The organism is Flexilinea flocculi (assembly GCF_001192795.1).
GTDB classification, from domain to species: domain Bacteria; phylum Chloroflexota; class Anaerolineae; order Anaerolineales; family Anaerolineaceae; genus Flexilinea; species Flexilinea flocculi.
Map to the genome: position 1 here is coordinate 40,569 of NZ_DF968179.1, position 21,302 is coordinate 61,870.

17 protein-coding genes are annotated in these 21,302 nt (G+C 40.8%); 6 read left to right on the top strand and 11 right to left on the bottom strand.

The annotated features are described in order from the left end of the window. The first annotated feature begins 139 nt into the window (after positions 1–139). Genes ATC1_RS00165 through ATC1_RS00175 form a run of 3 tightly spaced genes read left to right on the top strand, consistent with a single transcriptional unit; the run spans position 140 to position 4,970 of the window. Positions 140–1,258 carry a glycosyltransferase family 4 protein gene (locus ATC1_RS00165; RefSeq protein WP_172667682.1) on the top strand — a complete coding sequence of 373 codons (1,119 nt, stop codon included), beginning with the start codon at positions 140–142 and terminating at the stop codon, positions 1,256–1,258. Further along, positions 1,255–2,349 (top strand): glycosyltransferase family 4 protein, encoded by a 1,095-nt coding sequence (locus ATC1_RS00170; protein ID WP_062276791.1) that lies wholly within the window; start codon positions 1,255–1,257, stop codon positions 2,347–2,349. The genes ATC1_RS00165 and ATC1_RS00170 overlap by 4 nt, the downstream gene beginning before the upstream one ends. Continuing rightward, a complete protein-coding gene (locus ATC1_RS00175; protein WP_062276794.1) occupies positions 2,304–4,970 on the top strand; it encodes a hypothetical protein in 2,667 nt (888 codons plus the stop codon). Before ATC1_RS00170 ends, ATC1_RS00175 begins: the two co-directional genes overlap by 46 nt. Here the strand turns inward: ATC1_RS00175 and ATC1_RS00180 are convergent. Genes ATC1_RS00180 through ATC1_RS00190 form a run of 3 tightly spaced genes read right to left on the bottom strand, consistent with a single transcriptional unit; the run spans position 4,967 to position 8,990 of the window. Beyond that, a complete protein-coding gene (locus tag ATC1_RS00180) occupies positions 4,967–6,106 on the bottom strand; it encodes a glycosyltransferase family 4 protein (protein ID WP_062276797.1) in 1,140 nt (379 codons plus the stop codon). The genes ATC1_RS00175 and ATC1_RS00180 overlap by 4 nt on opposite strands. Beyond that, positions 6,106–7,065, bottom strand: a complete 960-nt coding sequence (locus ATC1_RS00185; protein WP_062276799.1) for a glycosyltransferase family 2 protein — start codon at positions 7,063–7,065, stop codon at positions 6,106–6,108. The genes ATC1_RS00180 and ATC1_RS00185 overlap by 1 nt, the downstream gene beginning before the upstream one ends. A gap of 26 nt (positions 7,066–7,091) precedes the next feature. After that, positions 7,092–8,990 (bottom strand): ABC-F family ATP-binding cassette domain-containing protein, encoded by a 1,899-nt coding sequence (locus tag ATC1_RS00190; protein WP_062276802.1) that lies wholly within the window; start codon positions 8,988–8,990, stop codon positions 7,092–7,094. 102 nt (positions 8,991–9,092) lie between these two features. On the opposite strand from ATC1_RS00190, the gene ATC1_RS00195 reads away from it, so the two are divergent. After that, a complete protein-coding gene (locus ATC1_RS00195) occupies positions 9,093–9,605 on the top strand; it encodes a peptidylprolyl isomerase (RefSeq protein ID WP_062276805.1) in 513 nt (170 codons plus the stop codon). A gap of 100 nt (positions 9,606–9,705) precedes the next feature. Further along, positions 9,706–9,879 (top strand): indolepyruvate ferredoxin oxidoreductase subunit alpha, encoded by a 174-nt coding sequence (locus tag ATC1_RS00200; protein ID WP_062276807.1) that lies wholly within the window; start codon positions 9,706–9,708, stop codon positions 9,877–9,879. Between the two features lie 314 nt (positions 9,880–10,193). Here the strand turns inward: ATC1_RS00200 and ATC1_RS00205 are convergent, their stop codons facing one another. The 3 genes from ATC1_RS00205 to ATC1_RS00215 all read right to left on the bottom strand — a co-directional run bounded on the left by ATC1_RS00205 (position 10,194) and on the right by ATC1_RS00215 (position 13,639). Next, complete coding sequence (locus tag ATC1_RS00205; protein WP_062276810.1) at positions 10,194–11,222, bottom strand: hypothetical protein; 1,029 nt, start codon at positions 11,220–11,222, stop codon at positions 10,194–10,196. A 212-nt stretch (positions 11,223–11,434) separates the two neighbouring features. Beyond that, on the bottom strand, positions 11,435–13,210 hold the full coding sequence (locus ATC1_RS00210; RefSeq protein WP_062276813.1) for a M3 family oligoendopeptidase: 1,776 nt from the start codon (positions 13,208–13,210) through the stop codon (positions 11,435–11,437). 69 nt (positions 13,211–13,279) lie between these two features. Further along, entirely contained in the window at positions 13,280–13,639 is a 360-nt protein-coding gene (locus ATC1_RS00215; protein ID WP_062276816.1) for a DUF952 domain-containing protein, read from the bottom strand. A 272-nt stretch (positions 13,640–13,911) separates the two neighbouring features. Here ATC1_RS00215 and ATC1_RS00220 point away from each other — a divergent pair, with 272 nt between their 5' ends. Beyond that, complete coding sequence (locus tag ATC1_RS00220) at positions 13,912–14,664, top strand: serine hydrolase (RefSeq protein WP_062276819.1); 753 nt, start codon at positions 13,912–13,914, stop codon at positions 14,662–14,664. Between the two features lie 94 nt (positions 14,665–14,758). On the opposite strand, the gene ATC1_RS00225 is transcribed toward ATC1_RS00220, so the two are convergent. The 5 genes from ATC1_RS00225 to ATC1_RS00245 form a co-directional block, all read right to left on the bottom strand. Next, positions 14,759–15,775 carry a C40 family peptidase gene (locus ATC1_RS00225; protein ID WP_062276822.1) on the bottom strand — a complete coding sequence of 339 codons (1,017 nt, stop codon included), beginning with the start codon at positions 15,773–15,775 and terminating at the stop codon, positions 14,759–14,761. A gap of 93 nt (positions 15,776–15,868) precedes the next feature. Beyond that, a complete protein-coding gene (locus ATC1_RS00230; protein WP_062276824.1) occupies positions 15,869–16,903 on the bottom strand; it encodes a dipeptide epimerase in 1,035 nt (344 codons plus the stop codon). A gap of 184 nt (positions 16,904–17,087) precedes the next feature. Continuing rightward, entirely contained in the window at positions 17,088–17,999 is a 912-nt protein-coding gene (gene rsgA, locus ATC1_RS00235) for a ribosome small subunit-dependent GTPase A (RefSeq protein ID WP_062276827.1), read from the bottom strand. Further along, positions 18,000–20,270, bottom strand: coding sequence for a penicillin-binding transpeptidase domain-containing protein (locus ATC1_RS00240; protein ID WP_062276831.1), 2,271 nt, complete (start codon positions 20,268–20,270; stop codon positions 18,000–18,002). After that, positions 20,267–20,971 carry a Maf family protein gene (locus ATC1_RS00245; protein WP_062276834.1) on the bottom strand — a complete coding sequence of 235 codons (705 nt, stop codon included), beginning with the start codon at positions 20,969–20,971 and terminating at the stop codon, positions 20,267–20,269. The genes ATC1_RS00240 and ATC1_RS00245 overlap by 4 nt, the downstream gene beginning before the upstream one ends. Positions 20,972–21,302 lie beyond the last annotated feature (331 nt).

Below are 21,302 nucleotides of genomic sequence, written 5' to 3' on the forward strand. Positions count from 1 at the left end.
CAGTCTATTTGTTTGTGCACTTTATGCGAAAACAACCCGACAACAATTTATTTTTCCTAATTTCGAATTGCTGATTGCTGATGCACCAGGCAACTGTGATATATAATTGTCAAAAAGATTCAATACTAAAGCAGGTCATGTGAAAGCCATTTTTTTTGCAAATACGGATTGGTATCTCTTCAATTTTCGGCTGGATTTAGCCAAGTTCTTGCGTTCCCGCGGTTGGGAAGTTGTTTTCATGGCGCCGCCAGGAGATCATTTTAATCAGATCGAAAAACAAGGCTTTCGACAAATCCCTTTTGAATTTTCGCGGAAAGGGATCAACCCAATTATCGAGAAAAGAACCATTGACCGAATCGCAAAAATCTATTGCACAGAAAAACCGGATTTGGTTCATCATTTCACAGTAAAGTGCGTCATATACGGTTCAATGGCTGCAAAAAAATGCGGTATCCCCTGTATCATCAATTCGATTACCGGTTTGGGATATGTCTTTTTAGGCACAACGCTGATCGCACGGATGATTCGTAGAATTGCAATTTTTTTATATAAAAGCGCACTGCAACACACACAGGTGATTTTTGAAAATCCGGATGACGCCGCATTGTTTCAAAAAATGTCGCTTGTCGATGAGAATAATTTCAATGTGATTCTCGGTACTGGAATTGATACAGATGCTTTTGTACCGGTTCCGCCACCGGATTCAATTCCGTTAGTCGTTCTTCCTGCGCGAATGCTGTGGGACAAAGGAATCGGGGAATTTGTCGGTGCTGCCGGTCTTCTTCGTGAAAAAGGCATCAAAGCCAGATTTGCCCTGGTAGGGAGAAAAGACGAAGGAAATCCAAGCAGCATTTCTTACGATCAACTGACCTTTTGGCAGAAAGAGGGAGACGTTGAATGGTGGGGCTGGCAGGAAGATATTATTACAGTATTATCGATGTCAGATATTGTCTGTCTGCCCAGTTATCGAGAAGGGCTGCCAAAGGTTCTAATTGAAGCATGTTCCTGTTCCCGTCCCATTGTTACAACTGATGTTCCAGGCTGCAAGGAAGTTGTCTTGGATCAGGTGAATGGATTATTAGTTCCTGCAAAACAAATCTTGCCTCTGGCAGACGCATTGGAAAAATTAATCCTGGACAAAGACCTTCGAATACAGATGGGAAAAGAAGGCCGAATAAGAGCAGTCAATATTTTTTCTACAACGCGAGTGAATTCAGAAACGCTGAATGTATATCAAAAAGCAGGCTGTAATCCATGAATCTCAGTTCTTTTACTACCGGAACGATTTTTGAAGCGCTTTTTATCAGTTTCGTTTCATGCTTGATCATTACTTTTTTAAGCACAAAATTTGCAGTCCAGACCAAACTTCTGGATATTCCTGCCTCTCAACCACATAAAGTACACCAAAAGCCAGTTCCGATCAGTGGAGGACTGGCTTTTTTTGTCACATTATGGCTTTGTAGTATGCTCATGAGGCATGACCTAAGTTCACCAATCATCAAATTGCTCATAGCAGCAACAATCATTTTTATTTTCGGATTGTGGGATGATTATTCACCATTAAAACCTTATCAGAAAATCATCGGACAGACCGTTGCTTCCAGTGTATTAATAGCATTTGGCACGCAGGCACAAATTGTGGAATCCTTTCCGCTGCCTTTCCAATTAAATCCTTATCTGGTGAAATCGATTGATATTGGAATTACGCTTTTTTGGCTTCTTTTCATAACCAACGCTTTTAATTTGATTGACAGCATGGACGGATTAATGGTGGGGATTGCATCCTGGACTATCGGATTTTTTATTTTAGCTGCGATTGATTCAAAACAATGGCCACTTGCATTTTTCTGCGCAATCATGCTCGGCAGTTGCATCCTCTTAACATTTTTTAACGCTCATCCGGCATTTATTTTTTTTGGAGATTCCGGAGCGCAAACCATCGGTTTCCTGCTGGCAGCTATTGCAATACTCTATAATCCTCCGGAACGACTGCAGAGTAACACATGGTTTATGCCGATTCTCATGCTGGGCATCCCGATTTTTGATACAGTACTTGTTGTTCTTTCAAGAAGACGAAGAGGATTACATTTCTATTCAAGCGGCACAGACCATACGTATCACCGTCTGGTGAAACTAGGTCTCTCCAGTGTTCAGGCAGTCCAAATAATGTTATTAGCTGCATTTGCATTAGAGATACTCGCCTTTCTCGCCATTTCTCAGACACCCTTAAGAGCCAACATTATTTTCGGTATCGTGTTGATTTTCGGAATTCTTGGAATCGTTTTTTTTGAAAGTGAGAAAGTTTGGAAAAAAGAAAATTCAACCCAAAATACAGAACAGCGCCAATAACGCTATTTTTCTTATTAGCTGCCTTCGAAAGCATCCTTTCCGGAATTTTATTAGCGACAATTCCTTCCGATTCAAAAAACGGGTTATGGTTTGGCTTTACCCTCGAAAGATGGCTGATGCTATCCTTCTTTGTGCTTTTAACATTCTTTTTTTTAGGAACATACCTTGTACTAAGAAAAAAGCAACGTTTTTTTAACCGTTTCATTCGTTTCAGCGAAAATCACCTGAAATGGCTGCTTTGGATTTTCGTCATTCTTTTCTGGATTATGTTCTTTTTGTTTTTTATGCCGGCGTATCGATTTTCGCATTTTCAGGCATATTACCAGCGGCTGCGTCCCTTTTTTCTGTTTGGATTCCTTTCAGGATTAACCGGCTTGATTACACTAGTTTTCCAGTTTCCTGCCAAATTCCCGCCATTTTTAAAAATCTTTAAATTTTCAAAACCAATTAATAAACCATTTCTGGTTTTCTTTGGCTGCTTCATAATCCTTTTCTTGTTTATCAGACTCAGCGGCTGGGGGATTACGCCGGGAAAAGAAGCCTGGTATGCAAATGCTGTCCCGTTGGAAAGCCTGCAAGTTGTTCTTATTTTGGCATTTTATATATTATTGTTATTTATGATAAATAAATACAATAATATTATTCGATTCTTTTCTAATCGTGTTGTACTATTTTTCTTACTGTGGGGAATTGCAGCGTTGATTTGGGGCTTGGCGCCAATGGAGAGACATTTCTTCGCTCCAGGACCTTATCCTCCTAATAATGAATTTTACCCATATTCGGATGCTGTTTTCAATGATTTATCGGCGCAATCGGCGCTTGATGGATATGGTTTTAATTTCCATTCGCTTGTTTTCAAACCGGTAGTAACCTTTATTATTTTTATATGCCATGTGATCACCGGAAATCAAATGAATGAATCCATTATGCTGCAAAGTGCAATGTATGCAATTCTGCCTGCGATTCTTTTTCTGTTTGCTTCGGCCTTAGCCGGAATTCCCTGCGGGATTTTAGCTTCGGTATTCATGATGCTTCAGGAATGGAATGCTTTGAATACAACACACATTTTAACGATTCATTCCCGGTTACAGATGAGCGAATTTACTTCCCAGATCATTCTGGCAGCTTTATGCTTTTTTGTTTTCCAATGGTTTCAGAAAGGCAAATACCGTTATCGTTATGCAGCTGCAGCAGGCGGAATGGCTGCTTTTGGAATTTATACACGCTATAACATGCTGGGTGTTGTTTTTGCCATTGTATTTCTTGCGGTCATCTTTTTTTGGAAATCAAAAAGACAAATATTTCGATCATTAATCGTTTTTGTTATAGCATTGGTCATAAGCGCTTCCCCATGGTTATATCGTTCCTATCAAATAACAGGTTTATTTTTACCGGAAATAACCGGATCCTTTCGGGCGGTTGTTATCGATCAACGATTGAAACCGCTGCTCGAAGAATCTGGCGATGTCAAAGATCAGGAACAAAAACAGGCGATCATATCAGAAACGCAACCACAACCGACACTTGTACCCCAAGAAGAAACAAGCAAGCCGGAAATATCGACGGTTTCGGAAGAGAAAGAAACAGAACGTGGAAAAACACTTTCTCTTCAGATTCATCCGCTCATTGACACCTTAGGCAACCATTTTTTTCATAATCTAAGCGCAATTTTTTTCATCCCGCCAATTCAAATTCAATTTGACAATCTGGAACATCTGTATACGAATAAGGATTCAGTTTGGGCAGACGGCTGGAACGGATCGCACACTTGGCAACAGGTAGTCTTTATTTTTCTCAATTTTCTGTTGTTAAGTTATGGCTTTTCGTTTCTATGGAAACGTTTTTCATTTTCAGGGATTTCATTTACGCTTTTAGTTCTATCCTATGCAGCCAGTCTGGGTTTGGCCAGAACATCCGGAGGCAGATATCTGGTCCCGATGAATTGGAGCATGATTCTGTTATACGCTATCAGTCTCAACGCTGTGATCCAGACTTGTATTGACAAATTATCACAAACAAAAAACAGCATTCCCCTGCAAAAAAAAATTCCGCCATCGGCTGATCCATGGAACCGGCATGAATTTTTTCCGATCATTAAGGTAATATTCATTTTTTTCCTGTTCTTTTTTTCGATGGTACAAGTGGAGAAATGGATTCCTGAATCGCTAACTCCGCTATCATCCAATCAAATTATTGACACTTTTCAGAAAGAAACGGATATCACTGCTGATTGGGAAAATGTCCGTAATCAAATCACCGAAAAGAAGATGTTTGCGCTGCAGGGAAAAGCTTTGTATCCCCGTTTTTATTACTTTAAAACCGGCGAACATGGTACGGATAAAGCTTTTCAATATAAAGATTATTCAAGACTGATTTTTAAACTAATCGGGAAAAATCAAATCTTGGATCTGGTCATGCCGATCAATACGATCCCGGATGTATTTCCTCAAAACTCCGATGTACTGGCGTTAGTTTGTAAAGAAAGCCATTACATTGATGTACTGGCGCTGACTGGAAAAACCTCGGATGGGAAGATGTTCACATATATTCGAAATCCGTTACGCGAATTATCCTGCCCTGTTTCTGAACCTGTTTGTACCGGCATCGAAAACTGTTATTAATGACTTGATGGTTGAAGGACTTCAAAAAAAACTTTTTCATACGCTTCTGCTGTCTTCTTCATATCAAAGCGTTGTGCGAATTCTATGCTGTTTTTTCGAAATCGCATCAGCATTTCCGATTCCTGTAATAGAAGCGACAAGTCTCGGACAAAACCATTAGTATCCTCAGGCTCCTCTATAAAACCATTTTCACCGGCAGTTACAATTTCGGGATTCCCACCGGCTGAACTTAGTATTAATGCTAAGCCACAACTCATCGCCTGGATGCCAACCACTGGCAATCCTTCATTTTTTGAAGGTAAAAAGAGAATATCGCTGTTCTTAAAGATATCAATCACTTCTTCGGGAGTTTTCCAGCCAGGAATTGAAAATCGATCCTCCAAGCCTGCAGATTGGATCAGTGTGATAATGGAGTCTTTATCTTGTCCTTCGCCAATTAATGTACAATGCCAGGGCAAATCCTTTATTTTTTCGCAAGTCCGGATGATTTGATTAAGATTCTTTTGTGGGACAAATCTGCCGGCAAATACAATCTGCGGAACTGCATGCAGTTGGACAGAAGACGCTTTTATTTTTTGGTAATCGACTCCGTTTGGAATCACCTGAATCGGAACATCGTAGGTTTCTAATGCAATTTTTCGGGAGTATTCACTGACGGCGATAACTTTCGCCGCCTGCTTCCAGATAGGAGGAGTTAAAGGTCTGACAAAACGAAACCATTGACCGGTTTTTTCCGGAGAAGCTCCAGGGATATCGCCCAGATGCACTGTAAGGACGTAGGGGATTTTTTTCAATTTTGAAACGAGTAAAGCAACCGGTCCACCGGGGACAGCAAAATGAACATGAATCATATCGGGCTGGAAGTCTTTCATCTTAAATAGACAATACCAAACCGCTGACAGAATGAATCCGGTCATCGCTTTCATTTTCGCACGGAACGGTTCCGTCCTGAATGATGATAAACGGATAATCTCAATGCCATTCCAAATCTCTTTATGAGGCAAATCCCCATAATGTGCGCTGATTATCCGAACTTGATGCCCATTTTTTACCCATTCGGCGGATAAGTCGCGCGCAATTGGACCACCCCCGCCCCCAATAGGGGGAAACTCATGAATAATTACCAGGATTCTCATCAGTCCGTTTTATCTTTAGAATCAAAATTGATCATCTTTCGAACATAATAGGTCTTTTTATCCTGAGACTCGTAATATGCTCTGGTTAATAACTCTGCGATCAATCCCATCAGAATCGATTGAAAACCTAAAATAAAGATCATGGCGCTCATTTGGAATAAAGGAGATTCCATGACGGAAACACCCCAAAACAGTCTGCGAATTGCAAGAAACAACAACACACAACCGCTGATGCCAGACAAGACTAATCCAGTTCCTCCAAAGAGATAAATGGGTTTATTGGCATAACTGGATAAAAATTTTACTGTGAACAGATCCAGGATGACTTTTGCTGTTCGTTCCATCCCATAATTTGCTTTGCCAAATTTGCGTGGATGATGCGTAACCGGCATTTCCATAATTTTTGCACCAACCGAGTTAGCAAAAGCCGGTATGAAGCGATGCATTTCGCCATATAAACGATATCCTGTCAAAACCTCGCGGCGGTACGCCTTTAGTGTGCAGCCATAATCATGAAGAGAAACACCGGTAACCTTACAAATGATTTTATTCGCAATCCGTGAAGGAATGGTTCTTACGAGACTGTCTTTCCGATCTTTTCTCCATCCGCTGACCAGATCATAACCTTCCTCAATTTTTTCAAGCATCCGCGGGATATCCACCGGATCATTTTGCAGATCGGCATCCATCAGGACGATAATATCGCCTGAAGCGTGATCCACTCCGGCAGCGATTGCTGCTGTCTGACCAAAATTTCTCCTGAGGGATACGATTTTTACTCGCTGTGGATCAGCCATGGCAATCTTCTCCAACGCGAGCAAAGATTCGTCAACTGAGCCATCATCGACCAGAATAAATTCCCAATCTGAAATATTCTTTAATGCTTCTTTAACAGCGTCATACAACAAAGGAATATTGTCATGTTCGTTATAAACCGGAGCAATCACAGATAGGTACATAGAAAAATAATCTCCGTTCTTTCTTCTTATTCGTCAATATTGATAGAAGCCCATTCTTCAATCATTTGATTTAGTTGATCCTGAAGCGCATTATATTCCAATCCCAACTTAGCGATTGCCTCAAAATCAAGACTTTTATCTTCAAGTTTTGTCCCAATAAGGCTGCATTCTTCTTCTAATTTTTGAATTTCCTCTTCGAGGAAACTCTTTTTTTGTTTCTTTTTTCGATCCGATTGCAATGAAACGTTTTGGGCTGGCGCTTTATAGTTTTTTTCCTGTTTTATGATGACAGATTTCGCGTTTTGGGCTTCATCTTTCTGTTTAAGCCATTCTTTATATTGGCTGTAGGTTCCCTGATAAAGTTGCAGCGTCTTCTTTTTTGGCAACACCTCCCAGATTTGGGTGGCAATGCCGTCAATCAAAAAGCGATCATGAGAAACCAATATGATTGTACCGTTAAAGTCTTTTAATACGGATTGAAGCACTTCCTGTGATTCAATATCAAGATGATTCATCGGTTCATCCAGCATCAGCAAATTCGCACCCTGCAAAGCCAATATAGCCAATGCTAAGCGACCTCTTTCGCCTCCTGATAAGATTTTTACTGGTTTATAAATGTCATCTCCAGTAAAATGAAAACGCGCTAAATAGGAACGGATCTCTGATGGAAGCATCTGCGGTGAAACCGTTTGAATCTCATCCATTAAATCTGAATCGGGATGGAGTCCTTCATGCGCCTGGGCAAAATATCCGATTTTCAAGTTAGAGCCAAGTTGAACATTTCCGGAAAGCGGTGGAATTTGCGCCAAAATCGTTTTAATTAACGTTGTTTTCCCCACACCATTCGGACCAATCACCGCGGCACATTCTCCCCGCACCAATGTCAGATCTGGCAGCGAGAATAAGACTTTCTGATCATCCTGATAACCGATTTTGACATCTTTGGTTCGCAAAACAAGATCACCAGAACGTAAATCGGAAGATAAGTTCAAACGAATCGATTTTTCCGTTCGCGGTTTTGTAATTTTTGCATCTTTCAGCATTCGTTCCAGACGCGTTCTTCTACCTTGTGCCTGACGTGTATTCTGTCCTTCAAGATTTCGGCGAATATATTCTTCCTCTTTTTCGATAAAAGCCTGCTGTGCTTCAAATTCCTGCAGGTGGCGAACATACCTCTCTTCCCGCTGCGCCAGATAAGCACTGTAATTACCATGATACGTTTCAAATTCAGGAGAAAGCTCCCAAATGATGTTCACGGTTTGATCTAAAAAATACCGATCATGAGAAACCATTAAAACAGCGCCAGAAAAATCTTTCAAAAAAGATTCCAGCCACTCAATAGCACTGATATCCAAATGATTAGTAGGTTCATCAAAAACCAGTAAATCCGGATCACTTAACAGTATTTTTGCGATATAGGCTCTGGTTTTCTGTCCACCAGAAAGTTGATTCCACGGGCGATTTTCCTCACCATTTTTCAGTCCAAGACCCTGCAGCACTTGTTTGACTCGCGCCTCAAATTGATAACCGCCTTTTTCTTCAAATAATATTTGAAGACGTCCATAATCATCAAGCACAGACTGATCATAATTCTTCTCCTGCATTTCCTTTTCCAGAGCAATCATCTTTCCCTGAATGGAATCCAGATCAGAGAAAAGGGATAAACACTCTTCCATCGGTGTACGAGCATACGAAACGTTAATTTGCTGTGGCAAATAACCGATACGAGTGTTTTTCGCACGAATTACAGATCCGCTGTCAGGAGATTCCAAACCGAGCAAAATCTTTAAGAGCGTTGTTTTTCCAGAACCATTCGCTCCAACAAAGCCGATACGAGCTTTATGCGGGACAGAAAGGGAAATGGATGAAAGAATATCATTATCTCCAAAAGATTTCGAAATATTGTTAGCAGTAATCAATGGCATAGCGATTATAATTTTCCTACCGAAGTATACCACTCTGAAAATGTTTCACGTGAAACATAAAAGGGAAATACGCGGATTCTTATTCAGATAAGTTGAGGATGTATGTCGAATCATAAAAAATGGTCTCAGAAACCTGATTACTCATTGGATCTCACAAAGAAATACACAGCCACTATTTGTACAGATCTGGGCGATATTATTATATCGTTGTTTGCCGATAAGGTTCCTATGACCGTAAATAATTTTGTATTCCTTGCTAATGAAGGATATTTTGATAATACGATTTTTCATCGCGTGATTCCCGGTTTTATGGCGCAGGCAGGAGATCCAACGGGAACGGGTATGGGCGGTCCCGGGTACCAATTTAAAGATGAATTCCATCCTGATTTAAAACATTCCAAGCCAGGAATTCTCTCTATGGCAAATGCGGGTCCGAATACGAATGGTTCTCAATTTTTTATTACACATGTCCCTACTCCATGGTTAGATGGAAAGCACGCTGTTTTTGGCGAGGTAATTTCCGGTATGGATGTGGTTTTAAGCATTCCTGCGCATGATCCGCGTATGAATACACCAGCTGGAAAAATTTTAACCATTAATATTTTGACTATTTAATTTTATTTTATCTTAATTATCATTATTTAAATGATTGTCAGGATTTTTATTTTGTGATATCCTATCTAAAATTATGTAATAAAAAATTCGAGGTGTAGCTATGGCTTATAAGATTAATGCTGATGAATGTATCGATTGTGGTGCATGTGAGTCGGAATGCCCTGAAAACGCAATTTCCGAAGCTGATGGTCATATGGAAATCAATCCGGATCTTTGTATCGAATGTGGCAACTGCGCTGAAGTTTGTCCTGTAGGCGCACCGACAAAACAGTAGCGTTGATTATTAAAAAAAAAGGAATCTGCAAATAACAGATTCCTTTTTTTTGTTTCTATTCATCTACACATTTTTATAAATATTTTAATAAATATATTCTTTATAGTATAGCTTGTGGAAAATGTGGACAAAGTTTTTCATCCAAAGGAATTCCTTTGAAAAAAAGGCTTATCTTAAAAATTAATATCTGTGGAATGACCTTAGAATCAATGGGAAAGAAAAAGGATCAAATGTGGAGAAAAACGCATTCTTCAGAAAATAAGTAGTATTCAACAAATAGAAAAAAAAGAATCCACAGTTCTTTGTGGATTCTTTTAAAGATAGATGGAAGAATTTTCATCAATGCCTTGTTTTTTCCCCCATTCAAGAATGCTCTCTTCAATAAGGTCAAGATAGTTGTCAACTTGTTTCCTTCTTTTCTCTAAAAATTGAGGTCCAATCTCAATAAAAGAACAGAAAGAATGGAAATATTCGTTTTCATCCAACTGATATAACTGAATAATTCGGCTCCAACTTTTTGCGATCAGCCATAATGCTCCAGGGATAAGTTCTTTCCACAAGCTTTCCACAGCTTTTGTATAATACAACAGCCGATCGGCATGATAACGGATATCATAGTTTACAAGCTCGTTATTCCCAAAATAATCAAGGTAATATTTCCAGGAATTGAAGAAATAATCGTAATAAGGAGAAGGATCTTTCTCTCCAATCATCAATCCATATAATTCTCCGGATAAATCTTTCTTATCAATCGCTTCGGCTTTGCTACGGAAATTTCGCATTAATAAACGATCGGTTAATGGCGAACTGCTTAAACATACGACAGCATTCGAGGCGTTTTCTAAAATCTGGAGATATTGTTGAACAAAAGAACTTTCCTGAATGATTGATCCCGAGGACAATTCAAGCCATTTTTTCTTTGCTTCATTCAGAAACTGTAAAGATCGCAGGATTACGTTTTCGGCCAGAAAAAAATTCGCTTCCAGCGAGGCTTGTGTGAATTTGAACCAATGCCCCCTTTCATATAACAGGATGGGATCAAAGCATAACGATGAACCTATCCAAGGATCCGTTCTTAATCTTCTGGGTGGAATAAAAAAGTTTTGGTCGAGATGAAGAATATCAAAAGAAATTTCTGGAGATATTTTTTGGATCTCCCGCCGCTGAACGGTATATTCTTCATGGACAATTACCAGATCGATATCCGTTGTTCCATTGATTAATGGTTCGGCTGATGTCATCGAACCAGTCAGATAAATACACAGTAAACCGCGATCCTGGTGAATTTTTTTGTTGACGTAACTTTTTGTATAATTGATGAGGCTTTCTTTTGTAACCCGCATGTTTTTATTTTATTTGTTTTCTGCTGATTTTTCAAATCCAAACACATTCCGGAGTTATCCTTTGGGAGATGAAAAGAATTCTTTCATTATTCAATAAGTCAATCCAAATTTTGAATCGATGGATCCGGACAGTGCTTGGAATCAGGAAATACTTCCTGACAGTGATGGATTGATGGCACAGGGCTATCAATCCATCACTACGAATCAGATTATCATTTCATTAAACTCTTTAAGAAGTCCAATTGCTCTCGTAAAACATTAAAACCGCCTTGCCAGAAGGATTCTTCATAAAAATTAAAACCTCCTTTTTGAAGAATAGCTTCCGGAGACTCTGAACCTCCTGCAGAAATGATCTGCCAATACTTAGGCAAAAAGTCTTTGCCTTCTTCTTTATACTTTTGATATAAACTCAGAACGAGCAGCTGCCCGAAAGAATAAGCGTACACATAAAAGGGTGTGGCATAAATATGCGGGATGGATATCCATTCCCACTGGAATTCTTCATCAAGAATAACCGCATTGCCAAATTGATCTTGCAAATTATCTTTATATGTTTGATTTAGCTCTTCAAAACCAGCCCCCTGAGGAATCATTTGATGGGCTTGTTTTTCAAATAAAGCAAAATATGCCTGGCGCTGAATCGTAGAATAATTATCATCCATCTGTTTCAACAGCAAATCCCTGCGGACTTCCGAATCGGGTTCTTTTTTTAACAGGAAATCCGTTAAAACCATTTCAGCAAAAGTGGATGCAGTCTCAGCTAATGGAAGACAGGCTTGCTGTTCAAAGATGTTTTTATCATTTGCGCTCAAAGAATGAACTGCATGACCAAGTTCATGAGCCATTGTGGATATATCTGTGGATTTTCCCTGGAAATTTTGCAAAACCCACGGGGTTAACTGCGGTCCTGCCGTCAGACAAAACGCACCGCTCCGTTTGCCATGTCGTATTTCGCTGTCCATGTGATCTTCACGGATGATTCTCATTGCCAAATCTGCAAATCGGGGATCAAAAGCATAAAAAGCTTCCTGAACGATATCCACCGCGTCAGAGTAGCTGGTTTTTTGATCACTGGAGGATATCGGTGCATAGAGATCATAGCGATGGAATTCTTCCAATTTTAATAATTGTTTTTTGACTTGGAAATAATCTTGAAACAATCCCGTATTCTTCTTGCAGGTCTCCAGCAGCAGTTCGACGACCTGGTCCGGTATATCATTGGAGATATTTCGGGCGGAAATGGCGGATGAATATTTTCTGAGATGTATATTTTCATAATACCAATCCCGAACGATATTCTGATAAATTTGTCCTAAAATTTTTCCATCATTACCATATACACGATATAACTCCTGATAAGCCGCTTTCCTTTGGTCAGCAGAAGCGCTGTGTGCATACATCATCAGACCGTCTCTGGTCAGTTTTTGTTCTTCACCGTCTACCGAAAAAGAAAATTGATATCGATTTGTGATCATCTCGTACAAATTCACAAGGGCGCTGACACCTGTAATATTTTTTAAATTGATAATTTGTTCGGATGTTTCTGTCAGTGTAAACGGTTTGGTATGACGAATTTCTCTTAAGAAATATTCATGTCGTGGACAATGCTGGATCAACCGCTCTGCTTCTTCATCGGTCAGGGATTTCCACCATAAATTAAAAAACAGCGTCCGATTTCCGGCTTCTGTAATCACTGATTCGATCTGTGCATATAGTGTCATCGCTTCATCATTTTGCGTGTCTTCTGAAAACCATAATTCCGTATAAGCCATTAAGCGGGATTCCAATGTGATCAGTTCTTCATATTTGTTCAAGATTTCAATAAATTGAATACTCGAAATCTCCGCTGTCAGCAAGGGACGATACTCTTCAAAAGCTGCAGAGAGGGTTTCAACCAGCGCCATTTCTTTAATAAAACGATCGTCTTTATGACTGGCATAGAGTGCGGACAAATCCCATTTTTTTTGTTTCACTGTCAATTTTTCCATAATTTTTCCTTATTTTTTTTCTTTGAATTTCCATGCGTTGCGATAATCAAGCAATTCGATTGAAATCCCTTATTTGGAATAGGATTTTCCAGAATTAATATTACTGTTCAATGTAAAAGTTCCATCCTCCTGTTGGGGAAAAGGTAATACGCGCAGGACTTTTTCAATCCGCAGGATACCGTAATAATGCGGGAAGAGATCTCCTGGATTCTCCGGTGGATTCTCAAACCGGACGAGAGGATCTTCCTGATCCTCTACTTCTAACAAGACCAGATCCTTATTGTTTTTATAAAATCGATTAGCGGTATCACAAACTTGTTCTGGCTTGGAAAAATGAATAAAACCGTCTTTTTCATAGTTTTCGGGTTTATAAAACCCTTTTTGCAGAGCGTTTTCCCAATCATTTTTGTTGCATATATGATAAATCATCCTTCATCCTTTCGGTCAAGTTGCGATTTCCATTGGTTATGAGTATGAGAAATATGAAATCTTGCATTCCGTTAATACTTTTTTGACCATTCCTCTATCATAATACGAATCTTTTAAATCTCTAAGTAACAGCGATTCAGCAGTAGTTTGAAATATGAAAAACATTCTTTGATTTTCCTGATTGATTCGAAAAGTCAGTCCATATTTCGAATTGTTGATCAGAAAGAAGTTACAATAGAACCTATATTATCTTCATTCAACAAGGATTCATCATGGATTATCAAGCCATTCAATCGATTTGTAATCAATTATCTGATTGTGAATACGTTTTTTATTATTCGGATTCGAAAATTTCTCCAGTCTTATTAACAAATCAACCCCGGGAGCATCGTTTTCTGACTGCTTCAGTAATTAAGGTTCCGATCCTTTATGCGTGGACATTACTTGAAAGAAAAGGGTTGGTTTCCAGCGATGCGATTTGTGATTTTGCGGATGAACCGGTTGTCAAGGGTGCCGGCTTTTCCTATTTGTTTCGGACGCGAAAGCTGGCTTATAACGATGTTCTGACGATGATGATTGCGACTTCAGATAATTTTTGTACCAATCTGATCATTCAAAAACTAGGGATGGAGTCAATTAACCGAATTTTTAGAGAGGATTTACAGCTTAAAGATACACATCTTGGTAGAAAAATGATGAATGCACCGGATCGGCTGCACGATAGAGATAATTGGACGACGGCTGAAGATATGATCCATTGTTTTGATCTGTTTGAAACTTTTTCGAAAGATGAGAAAGAATTTATTTCCCAGAAATTGCTGGTTTGTGAATCATCAAAATTATTTTTACGTAACATTCCTGGCGATTCGCTTGATTTCTTTCACAAATCAGGCGGTCTATCCAACGTCATCAACGAATGGGGGTTTACGGATGACCGGAAAATCTTTTTACTGACCAATGAAATGAAGGATCACAAAAAAGTTTTTGAATGTTTTGGAAAGTTAGGGGAAGGGCTGCTGATTTAAAGAAAGAACCGGATTATTATATTCGGCTCTTTCTTTTTCGATTATTTGAAAACAAGACAATTTGCTTTCGCTGTTGAAATCAAGGTGCAGATAATCAGGGAATGTAGCGGATAGCGGCAGCAAAAGAGTCTCTCAGATGTTCCACTTCTTGTACATTGTCAATATAAACACCGTTTCTTGACCGGGAAGAGTGGATAACTACCCACCCTCCCAGACTGATGGATGCATGCGTGATGGACAACTTCTCCGGCGTTTTATTCCCATACAAAACCACATCCCCCGGAAGAAATGGAGGCTCAACAATTTGTTCTGCAATATACTGCATATGAGCATCTCGTTTGATTGAAATACCGGCAAGCCGGTAGGACCATTGTGCAAGTCCGGAACAATCGATTCCGTTTGCAGAACTGCCGCCCCATAAATAAGGAACGCCAATCAGACTCTTGGCATTTTGGCAGACCAACTCTCTCAGCAGATCAGGTTCATCCGGAATTGATGCAAAGGATCTAAGGGCTTCCCGCCGGATCCAACCATCCACACTGGCTCGGATTTTTACCATTTCATGATCTTCATCCAGAATACCAGTCTTTGTTCCTCCAAACACACGGGAAAGAATTTTCTCTCTTTTTGGTGAATCATAAACTCTGACCACCGGATCTTTAACGATGTGGGTTAATTGCGGCAATTCCAATTTTGAAAGATAGTTTTTATACGTATGGCTGATATAGCCATCGGTAACATTTCTGCCAAGTACCCAATCCCCTTCATCGGCTAAAATTTCAACCGGATCACCAAATAACATCTGCGTTGTCAATTCAGATTGAAAAGAAAGATCACTGTGCATACTGGTCAGATTTTTATTGACATTCCATATGGGAGTATCCGGATTTCTCAATACGGCTATTTGTCCTGTATCGATGGAAAAATTCGGGAACATATCTAAGATTGCGCCACATAAATTTACCAGGTTTTCTTTTTCGAGGACGGTTCCTTGCAGTTTGATTTTTTCACCTTCAATCCGATCGACATGTACATCAAAAATATCCAGTTTTGGTTCATTGTATTGCTTCTTTTTGAGATCATCAATGATCTGTGCGATTTTTTCGATCATAATTAACCTTTCTTTTTCATCACATTCAACAAAAATTCTCTTTACTGATTGAATTTCAGAAATATTATCTGTTGATTTTTTTTAAAGAATTTATTAACGATCCGATTTCAGTTCGAGACCAATTCCAAAACCTGTCGGAGGGATAAGTTCTGCCTGATCCGTATAATGCAATCCACGAAATGGATCATTTGAAATCAGCATGGGTGTATCCAAATCAATCCAGTCTGCCAGCCCCATCAAATGCGTCATAGCTCCTACACCAACGGAGGTCTCCACCATACAGCCAAGCATTACTTTCATCCCATAGGATTTTGCTTTCTTGAGCATTAAGAGACCGTTGGTTAATCCACCGCATTTCATTAATTTGAGATTGATTCCCTGTACACCGGCTGCGTGAAGACGATCGATGTCTTCAATCGTCTGAACCGATTCATCTGCTACAATGGGAATAGCTGTCTCCGATTGGACACGTCCCATCCCCTGAAAATCTTTTTTCGCAGTTGGTTGTTCGATCAGCTCTAAATTGAACTTCTCCAGTCTTTTAACCAGCCGAATAGCATCATCTGCTTTCCATCCGGCGTTTGCATCGATACGCAGACGGGCATCAGGACGGACCGCACGGATGGCTTTCAATCGTTTTTCATCCAAATCCTCTTCGCCGGGAGCACCCAATTTGATCTTGATATACGGATAATTCTGGATACTGTCTGCCATTGCTGCCATTGCTTCCGGAGTATCAATGCTGATGGTATAAGAAGTGATCATCGGTTGCGGTTTTGGTACACCAAGAAGCTCATAGATCGGTTTGTGCTGCTGTTTCCCGATCCGATCATAAAATGCGATGTCCAGAGCCGTTTGTGCCGGTGATGGAGCTGTTTTGTCAATCCATTGTGGGATTTCTTCGATCGACTCCGGAAAAGGTTCTTGTTTCTGAGCAGCACGGTCCCAATAATCCGTCATCGTCTTAAAATCAATTCCGTAATAGAAAGGGATCGTTCCTTCTCCCCATCCTTCATCGTTGTCGAGACGGATCCAATATGCTGTACGTGTTGTAGAACTGCCATAGGAAACGGTGAAGGGATTTTTCAAATTTAAGGTAAGTTCAGTCCAGGTGAGGCGTTTATTCATAAAGAAATCCTTATTGGATTAAATTTTGTTATTTCTTGGTTGTTGAAAAAACAGCCAGAAATTTGAGGAACGGTTCTGGCTGTTTGTTTAGCTGTTTTTTATTTTACTCGCTCTGTGGCGGGATTATCAAAAAGATATACAAAATGATAGGGAGGTGATGATCGATTTTTCAATTAGAAAAAATTTATGCAGGATCATCCTCTCCATATCGGATCCGCAGAAAAGATTCAAGCCTTTCTTTGCTCACTTCACCGGTTTCAACCGCTTTTTGAACGGCGCATCCGATTTCTTCAGGTCTGTGTGTACAATCGCTGTAAAGACAGTGGGATACTAATGGTCGAATTTCCGGAAAATATCCATCCAGTTCTTCTGGTTCAATATCCCATAATGCAAGTGTTTTCAGTCCAGGCAAATCAGCAACAAATCCCCCGCCTTTTAACGGAAACATCTCTCGTACAACAGTCGTATGCCGGCCTTTGTCCGTTGCTTCGCTGATCTCATTCACTTTTAAATCCAGTTCTGGATCAATCAAATTGATCAAACTGGACTTACCTACACCCGAAGGACCGACTAATCCGGTTACTTTGCCGGTCAGCAGAGATTGCATTGTTTCGATACCTATGTGTTCAACCACAGAGGTATACAATACGTGATAACCAATTTTTTCATAGATCTGAAAGATTTTTCGGGCTTTTTCCATACCGATCAGATCTGTTTTATTGATCAGAATGATCGGATGAATTGCCTGCTTTTCACAAATGACCAGAAAGCGATCGAGCATTCGCAGTCTTGGTTCCGGCTTGGCACAGGAAAAAACCAGCAGAATCTGATCAAGATTACTGATCAGAACCTGCCGATATTCAATTTTTGTACCGGACATCATCCGAATCAATTCATTGCTGCGTGGCAGGATCTTTTCAATAACTCCCGTTCCATCCTCAAAGCGGATATACTCAACACTGTCTCCGATGGCTACCAGATCTACATTGTGCGTTTGTTTCTTGATTTTGCCGCGCAGCTTGCATATTGTGATCACTCCATCTGAAAAAACTGAATAGAATCCTGAGTGATATTTTAAAACGCGGCCTTGTAACATTTATTCTCCTGTTTCATCTGTTTCAGGAGTAATCTGCCATGGCGCTTTGGTTGGAACCGGCGTCGGTGTTATCGTCGGCGTCGGTGTAGGCGTCTTGGTGATGTACACGCCGGCTTCCCAGTTATATAGCATCGATGCCTGACCGTTGTAATACAGTTCGAGTACCCGTCGGAATATTGGCGCAGCAAAATCGGATCCTTCTCCAATATTCTCAACCAGGACAGCGATCGCGATATTCGGCTTTTCGGGATCTTCTTCATCGGTGAAACCAGCGAACCATGCATTGGGAAGCGCTCCCGGCGATGTTTGTGCAGTTCCAGTTTTTCCCCATATTTTTTGTTTGACAAACTTAAAGGTATTATAGGCGGTGCCCCGAACATTGCTGGTTACAGACAACATGGCATCTTTGATATAACCCAGATTTTTTTCTGAGACAGGCAATTTTCCCTGTTCTTCCGGTTGAAAGGCATAGACCACATTCCCTGCTGGATCTACGATCTGTTCAACGACCTGAGGACGGTAAAGCGTCCCGCCGTTGCCGACAGCTGCGACAAATCGCGCCACTTGCAGTGGTGTGACCAGCAAAGTACTTTGTCCGATGCCTAATTGAACAGAGGAATATTCATCCTTCGGCGTTTCCACATTCCCCGGCTCCTCTTCGATCTCGCCAATGCCGGTTAAAGATCCCAATCCGAATCCCCTTGCCATACTGGAGAGTGCATCTGGACCAACACGCCGATATAGTTCAAGGCCGATTTTATAGAACCATGGATTGCAGGAGCGCATGAGGCCTTCACCGAGTGTCAATGTACCACTGGGCGGTATGTCGTGCTCCAGCGTCCAGTCTGTTAAAGTGACTCCATCCAACTCGTTAAACTCATATCCGCATTCATACGTGTCATTGATATTGTAAATTCCGGTTTCCAGAGCTGCTGCCATGGAAATGATCTTAAATACCGATCCCAGCGGATACTGTCCCTGCGTTGCACGGTTATACATCGGACGATTGTTTCCATACAGCAAGTCCCCGCTGTAAAAAGAGTTGTAATTATTGAAATCGAGCAAATTCGGGTCAAAGGTTGGGGATGAAGCCAACCCCAGCACTCTGCCGGTATCTCTTTCCAGGACGACAACAGCTGCATTGAATCCGGCGATGGCACGTTGCAGGTCATATTGAAAATCCTCATCAAAGGTTGTGTAAATTGTGTTCGCTGCAAGTGGATCGGTTTTCGATAATCGGGTTATAGCATTTCCGTTCGGATCCACAACATACAGCGCTGCCCCGCGTTCCCCATCAAGCTGATCCTGTCCCCATTTTTCGATACCGAGTCGGCCAATGCGTTCATCAATCCGATAGCCATTCCGTTTCATTTGATCAGCTTCATCAGCCCCGATTGGCTGCACATATCCGACCAGATGCGGCGCAACTCCTCCATCAAAATAATATCGGCTGGCAGTGTAACGATTCAGGTAAACTCCTTCGTATCCGGATATTACGGAATAACGCTCTTCCAACGTCGCTGCAGGTACTTCTCCGACAATAACATAATCGTATTGATTCGCTTCCTCAAGAATCTGTGTGATCACAAAAGTCGTCTTGCCTGTCAGTCGAGACAATTCGTTAATCAACGATGTCCAACGGTTGGATGGGATGGATGCCGGAACGACACCGATGGCATACGCTTCTGCTTCAGAGGCTAATGGAATCCCGTTAATGTCATAAATCGTGCCGCGTGACGGAACAGTTATTTCCATTGCCAGTTTATTCCCGCCGCGCAGTTCGGGCATGATCATGCCGTCATCCCACAGAATTTTCCAGTCTTTTGCTTCGAACGTCAAATTCATCACCATATCTCTGGAAATGACACCGGCTGCATGGGTTATGAAATCGATTTTATATCCGACCTGGGCGCTCCCTGGATTGGTCAGTACGGAGGTGATGGCATAATTCAATTCATCAAGTGTCATATTGATTGCGGTGTCTTTGTAGCGCAAGGCAAAATCATCATAACTGATCGTATCCCGTGTGACTTGGGACAGCATATTGTACATCGTAACGTAGTCCTCTGCTTTCCAGGCGGAAAGGAAGGCTTCGGCTGAAATTCGCGATTCCGGTACGGCTGTTGTCATGGTTTTTGGGTCTGGCAGCGGAGTATCCGAGGGAATCGGAGTAGGTGGCAGGGGTGTATCTTTTGGTTTCAGAGACGGGAAAATACCGCAGGAAGATATCAGAAAAGAAAAAATCAGAATTAAAGGAATAATTCGTTTCATGCAGATAACTCACTCTCTATGCGCTTAACAACAGCGTTTCTTTGGATCTCTTCTTTTTTCAGATTGCATGGATAGGTAATATTGGCTTTGCAGCAACTTGAAAAATCTTTGTCAAATTGAATACCCAATTGGGAAAAGAGAAGTTCCGTATGGCATAGTGGCAGCCCCATCACGCAGGCATAGCATCCCTGGATGGAGGACACCGGTTCAAACACACGATTTTGGATTGCATATGCACCGGCTTTACCTTCCGGATCTCCTGAGGCGACATAATCTTCAATTTCAGCGTCAGTGAATGGTCGCATCTGAACAGTTGTCTGACACACGCAAAGCGCTGATTCTTGTTTTGTTTGATTTGTGTGGAGTAATACGATGGCAGTGCACACGACATGAGGCTTCCCCTGCAGTTCTTTAATCATTCGGAAAGCATCGGCAGCATCCCTTGGTTTCCCATAGATCTGACAATTGCGAAATACGGTCGTGTCGGATGCAAGGATAAATTTTTCTTCAAGCGGATGAAAACGAGTCAGAACGCTTGCTTTTTCAAGTGCCATCCGCTCACAGTATAAAACAGGATCTTCTTCGATATGCGGAGTTTCATCAATATCCGCCGATTGACAGATAAAATTTTTGATAGCCCAGGATAAAATTTGACGTCTTCTGGGAGAGGCAGAGGCAAGAATAATTTCGATTGCGGACATATTTGAAATTCTATCACAGATGATTTTTTGTTTTATGAACCAGCAGCAATTCTAAAATGAGGATTCTATGTTGTGTTGCTTTTGCGTTTCGCGCATGAAAATACAACAACAAAAGAATCCTTCCCAAATTTAAAATTGCTCTCGAAGGTCTGCACCAATATGGAAATGAAAGTTGAATCGTATAATTAGGAACATACATACCAACTTTGCAGTCGCCCGAATGGAAATGTTGGTAACTTGTGTTATCAGAAGAATTTTAAGGGAAAGCAATACGAGAAGCAAACTGTTATATATATTCAAATATTGAAAAAAAACAGGAGCAGACAGTTCA

Excerpts from the sequence above, each read along its gene's own strand:
- ATC1_RS00170 (WP_062276791.1), top strand. The coding sequence starts at position 1,255 with ATGAATCTCAGTTCTTTTACTACCGGAACGATTTTTGAAGCGCTTTTT.
- ATC1_RS00180 (WP_062276797.1), bottom strand. The coding sequence starts at position 6,106 with ATGAGAATCCTGGTAATTATTCATGAGTTTCCCCCTATTGGGGGCGGG.
- ATC1_RS00185 (WP_062276799.1), bottom strand. The coding sequence starts at position 7,065 with ATGTACCTATCTGTGATTGCTCCGGTTTATAACGAACATGACAATATT.
- ATC1_RS00190 (WP_062276802.1), bottom strand. The coding sequence starts at position 8,990 with ATGCCATTGATTACTGCTAACAATATTTCGAAATCTTTTGGAGATAAT.
- ATC1_RS00195 (WP_062276805.1), top strand. The coding sequence starts at position 9,093 with ATGTCGAATCATAAAAAATGGTCTCAGAAACCTGATTACTCATTGGAT.
- ATC1_RS00200 (WP_062276807.1), top strand. The coding sequence starts at position 9,706 with ATGGCTTATAAGATTAATGCTGATGAATGTATCGATTGTGGTGCATGT.
- ATC1_RS00205 (WP_062276810.1), bottom strand. The coding sequence starts at position 11,222 with ATGCGGGTTACAAAAGAAAGCCTCATCAATTATACAAAAAGTTACGTC.
- ATC1_RS00210 (WP_062276813.1), bottom strand. The coding sequence starts at position 13,210 with ATGGAAAAATTGACAGTGAAACAAAAAAAATGGGATTTGTCCGCACTC.
- ATC1_RS00215 (WP_062276816.1), bottom strand. The coding sequence starts at position 13,639 with ATGATTTATCATATATGCAACAAAAATGATTGGGAAAACGCTCTGCAA.
- ATC1_RS00220 (WP_062276819.1), top strand. The coding sequence starts at position 13,912 with ATGGATTATCAAGCCATTCAATCGATTTGTAATCAATTATCTGATTGT.
- ATC1_RS00225 (WP_062276822.1), bottom strand. The coding sequence starts at position 15,775 with ATGATCGAAAAAATCGCACAGATCATTGATGATCTCAAAAAGAAGCAA.
- ATC1_RS00230 (WP_062276824.1), bottom strand. The coding sequence starts at position 16,903 with ATGAATAAACGCCTCACCTGGACTGAACTTACCTTAAATTTGAAAAAT.
- rsgA (WP_062276827.1), bottom strand. The coding sequence starts at position 17,999 with ATGTTACAAGGCCGCGTTTTAAAATATCACTCAGGATTCTATTCAGTT.
- ATC1_RS00240 (WP_062276831.1), bottom strand. The coding sequence starts at position 20,270 with ATGAAACGAATTATTCCTTTAATTCTGATTTTTTCTTTTCTGATATCT.
- ATC1_RS00245 (WP_062276834.1), bottom strand. The coding sequence starts at position 20,971 with ATGTCCGCAATCGAAATTATTCTTGCCTCTGCCTCTCCCAGAAGACGT.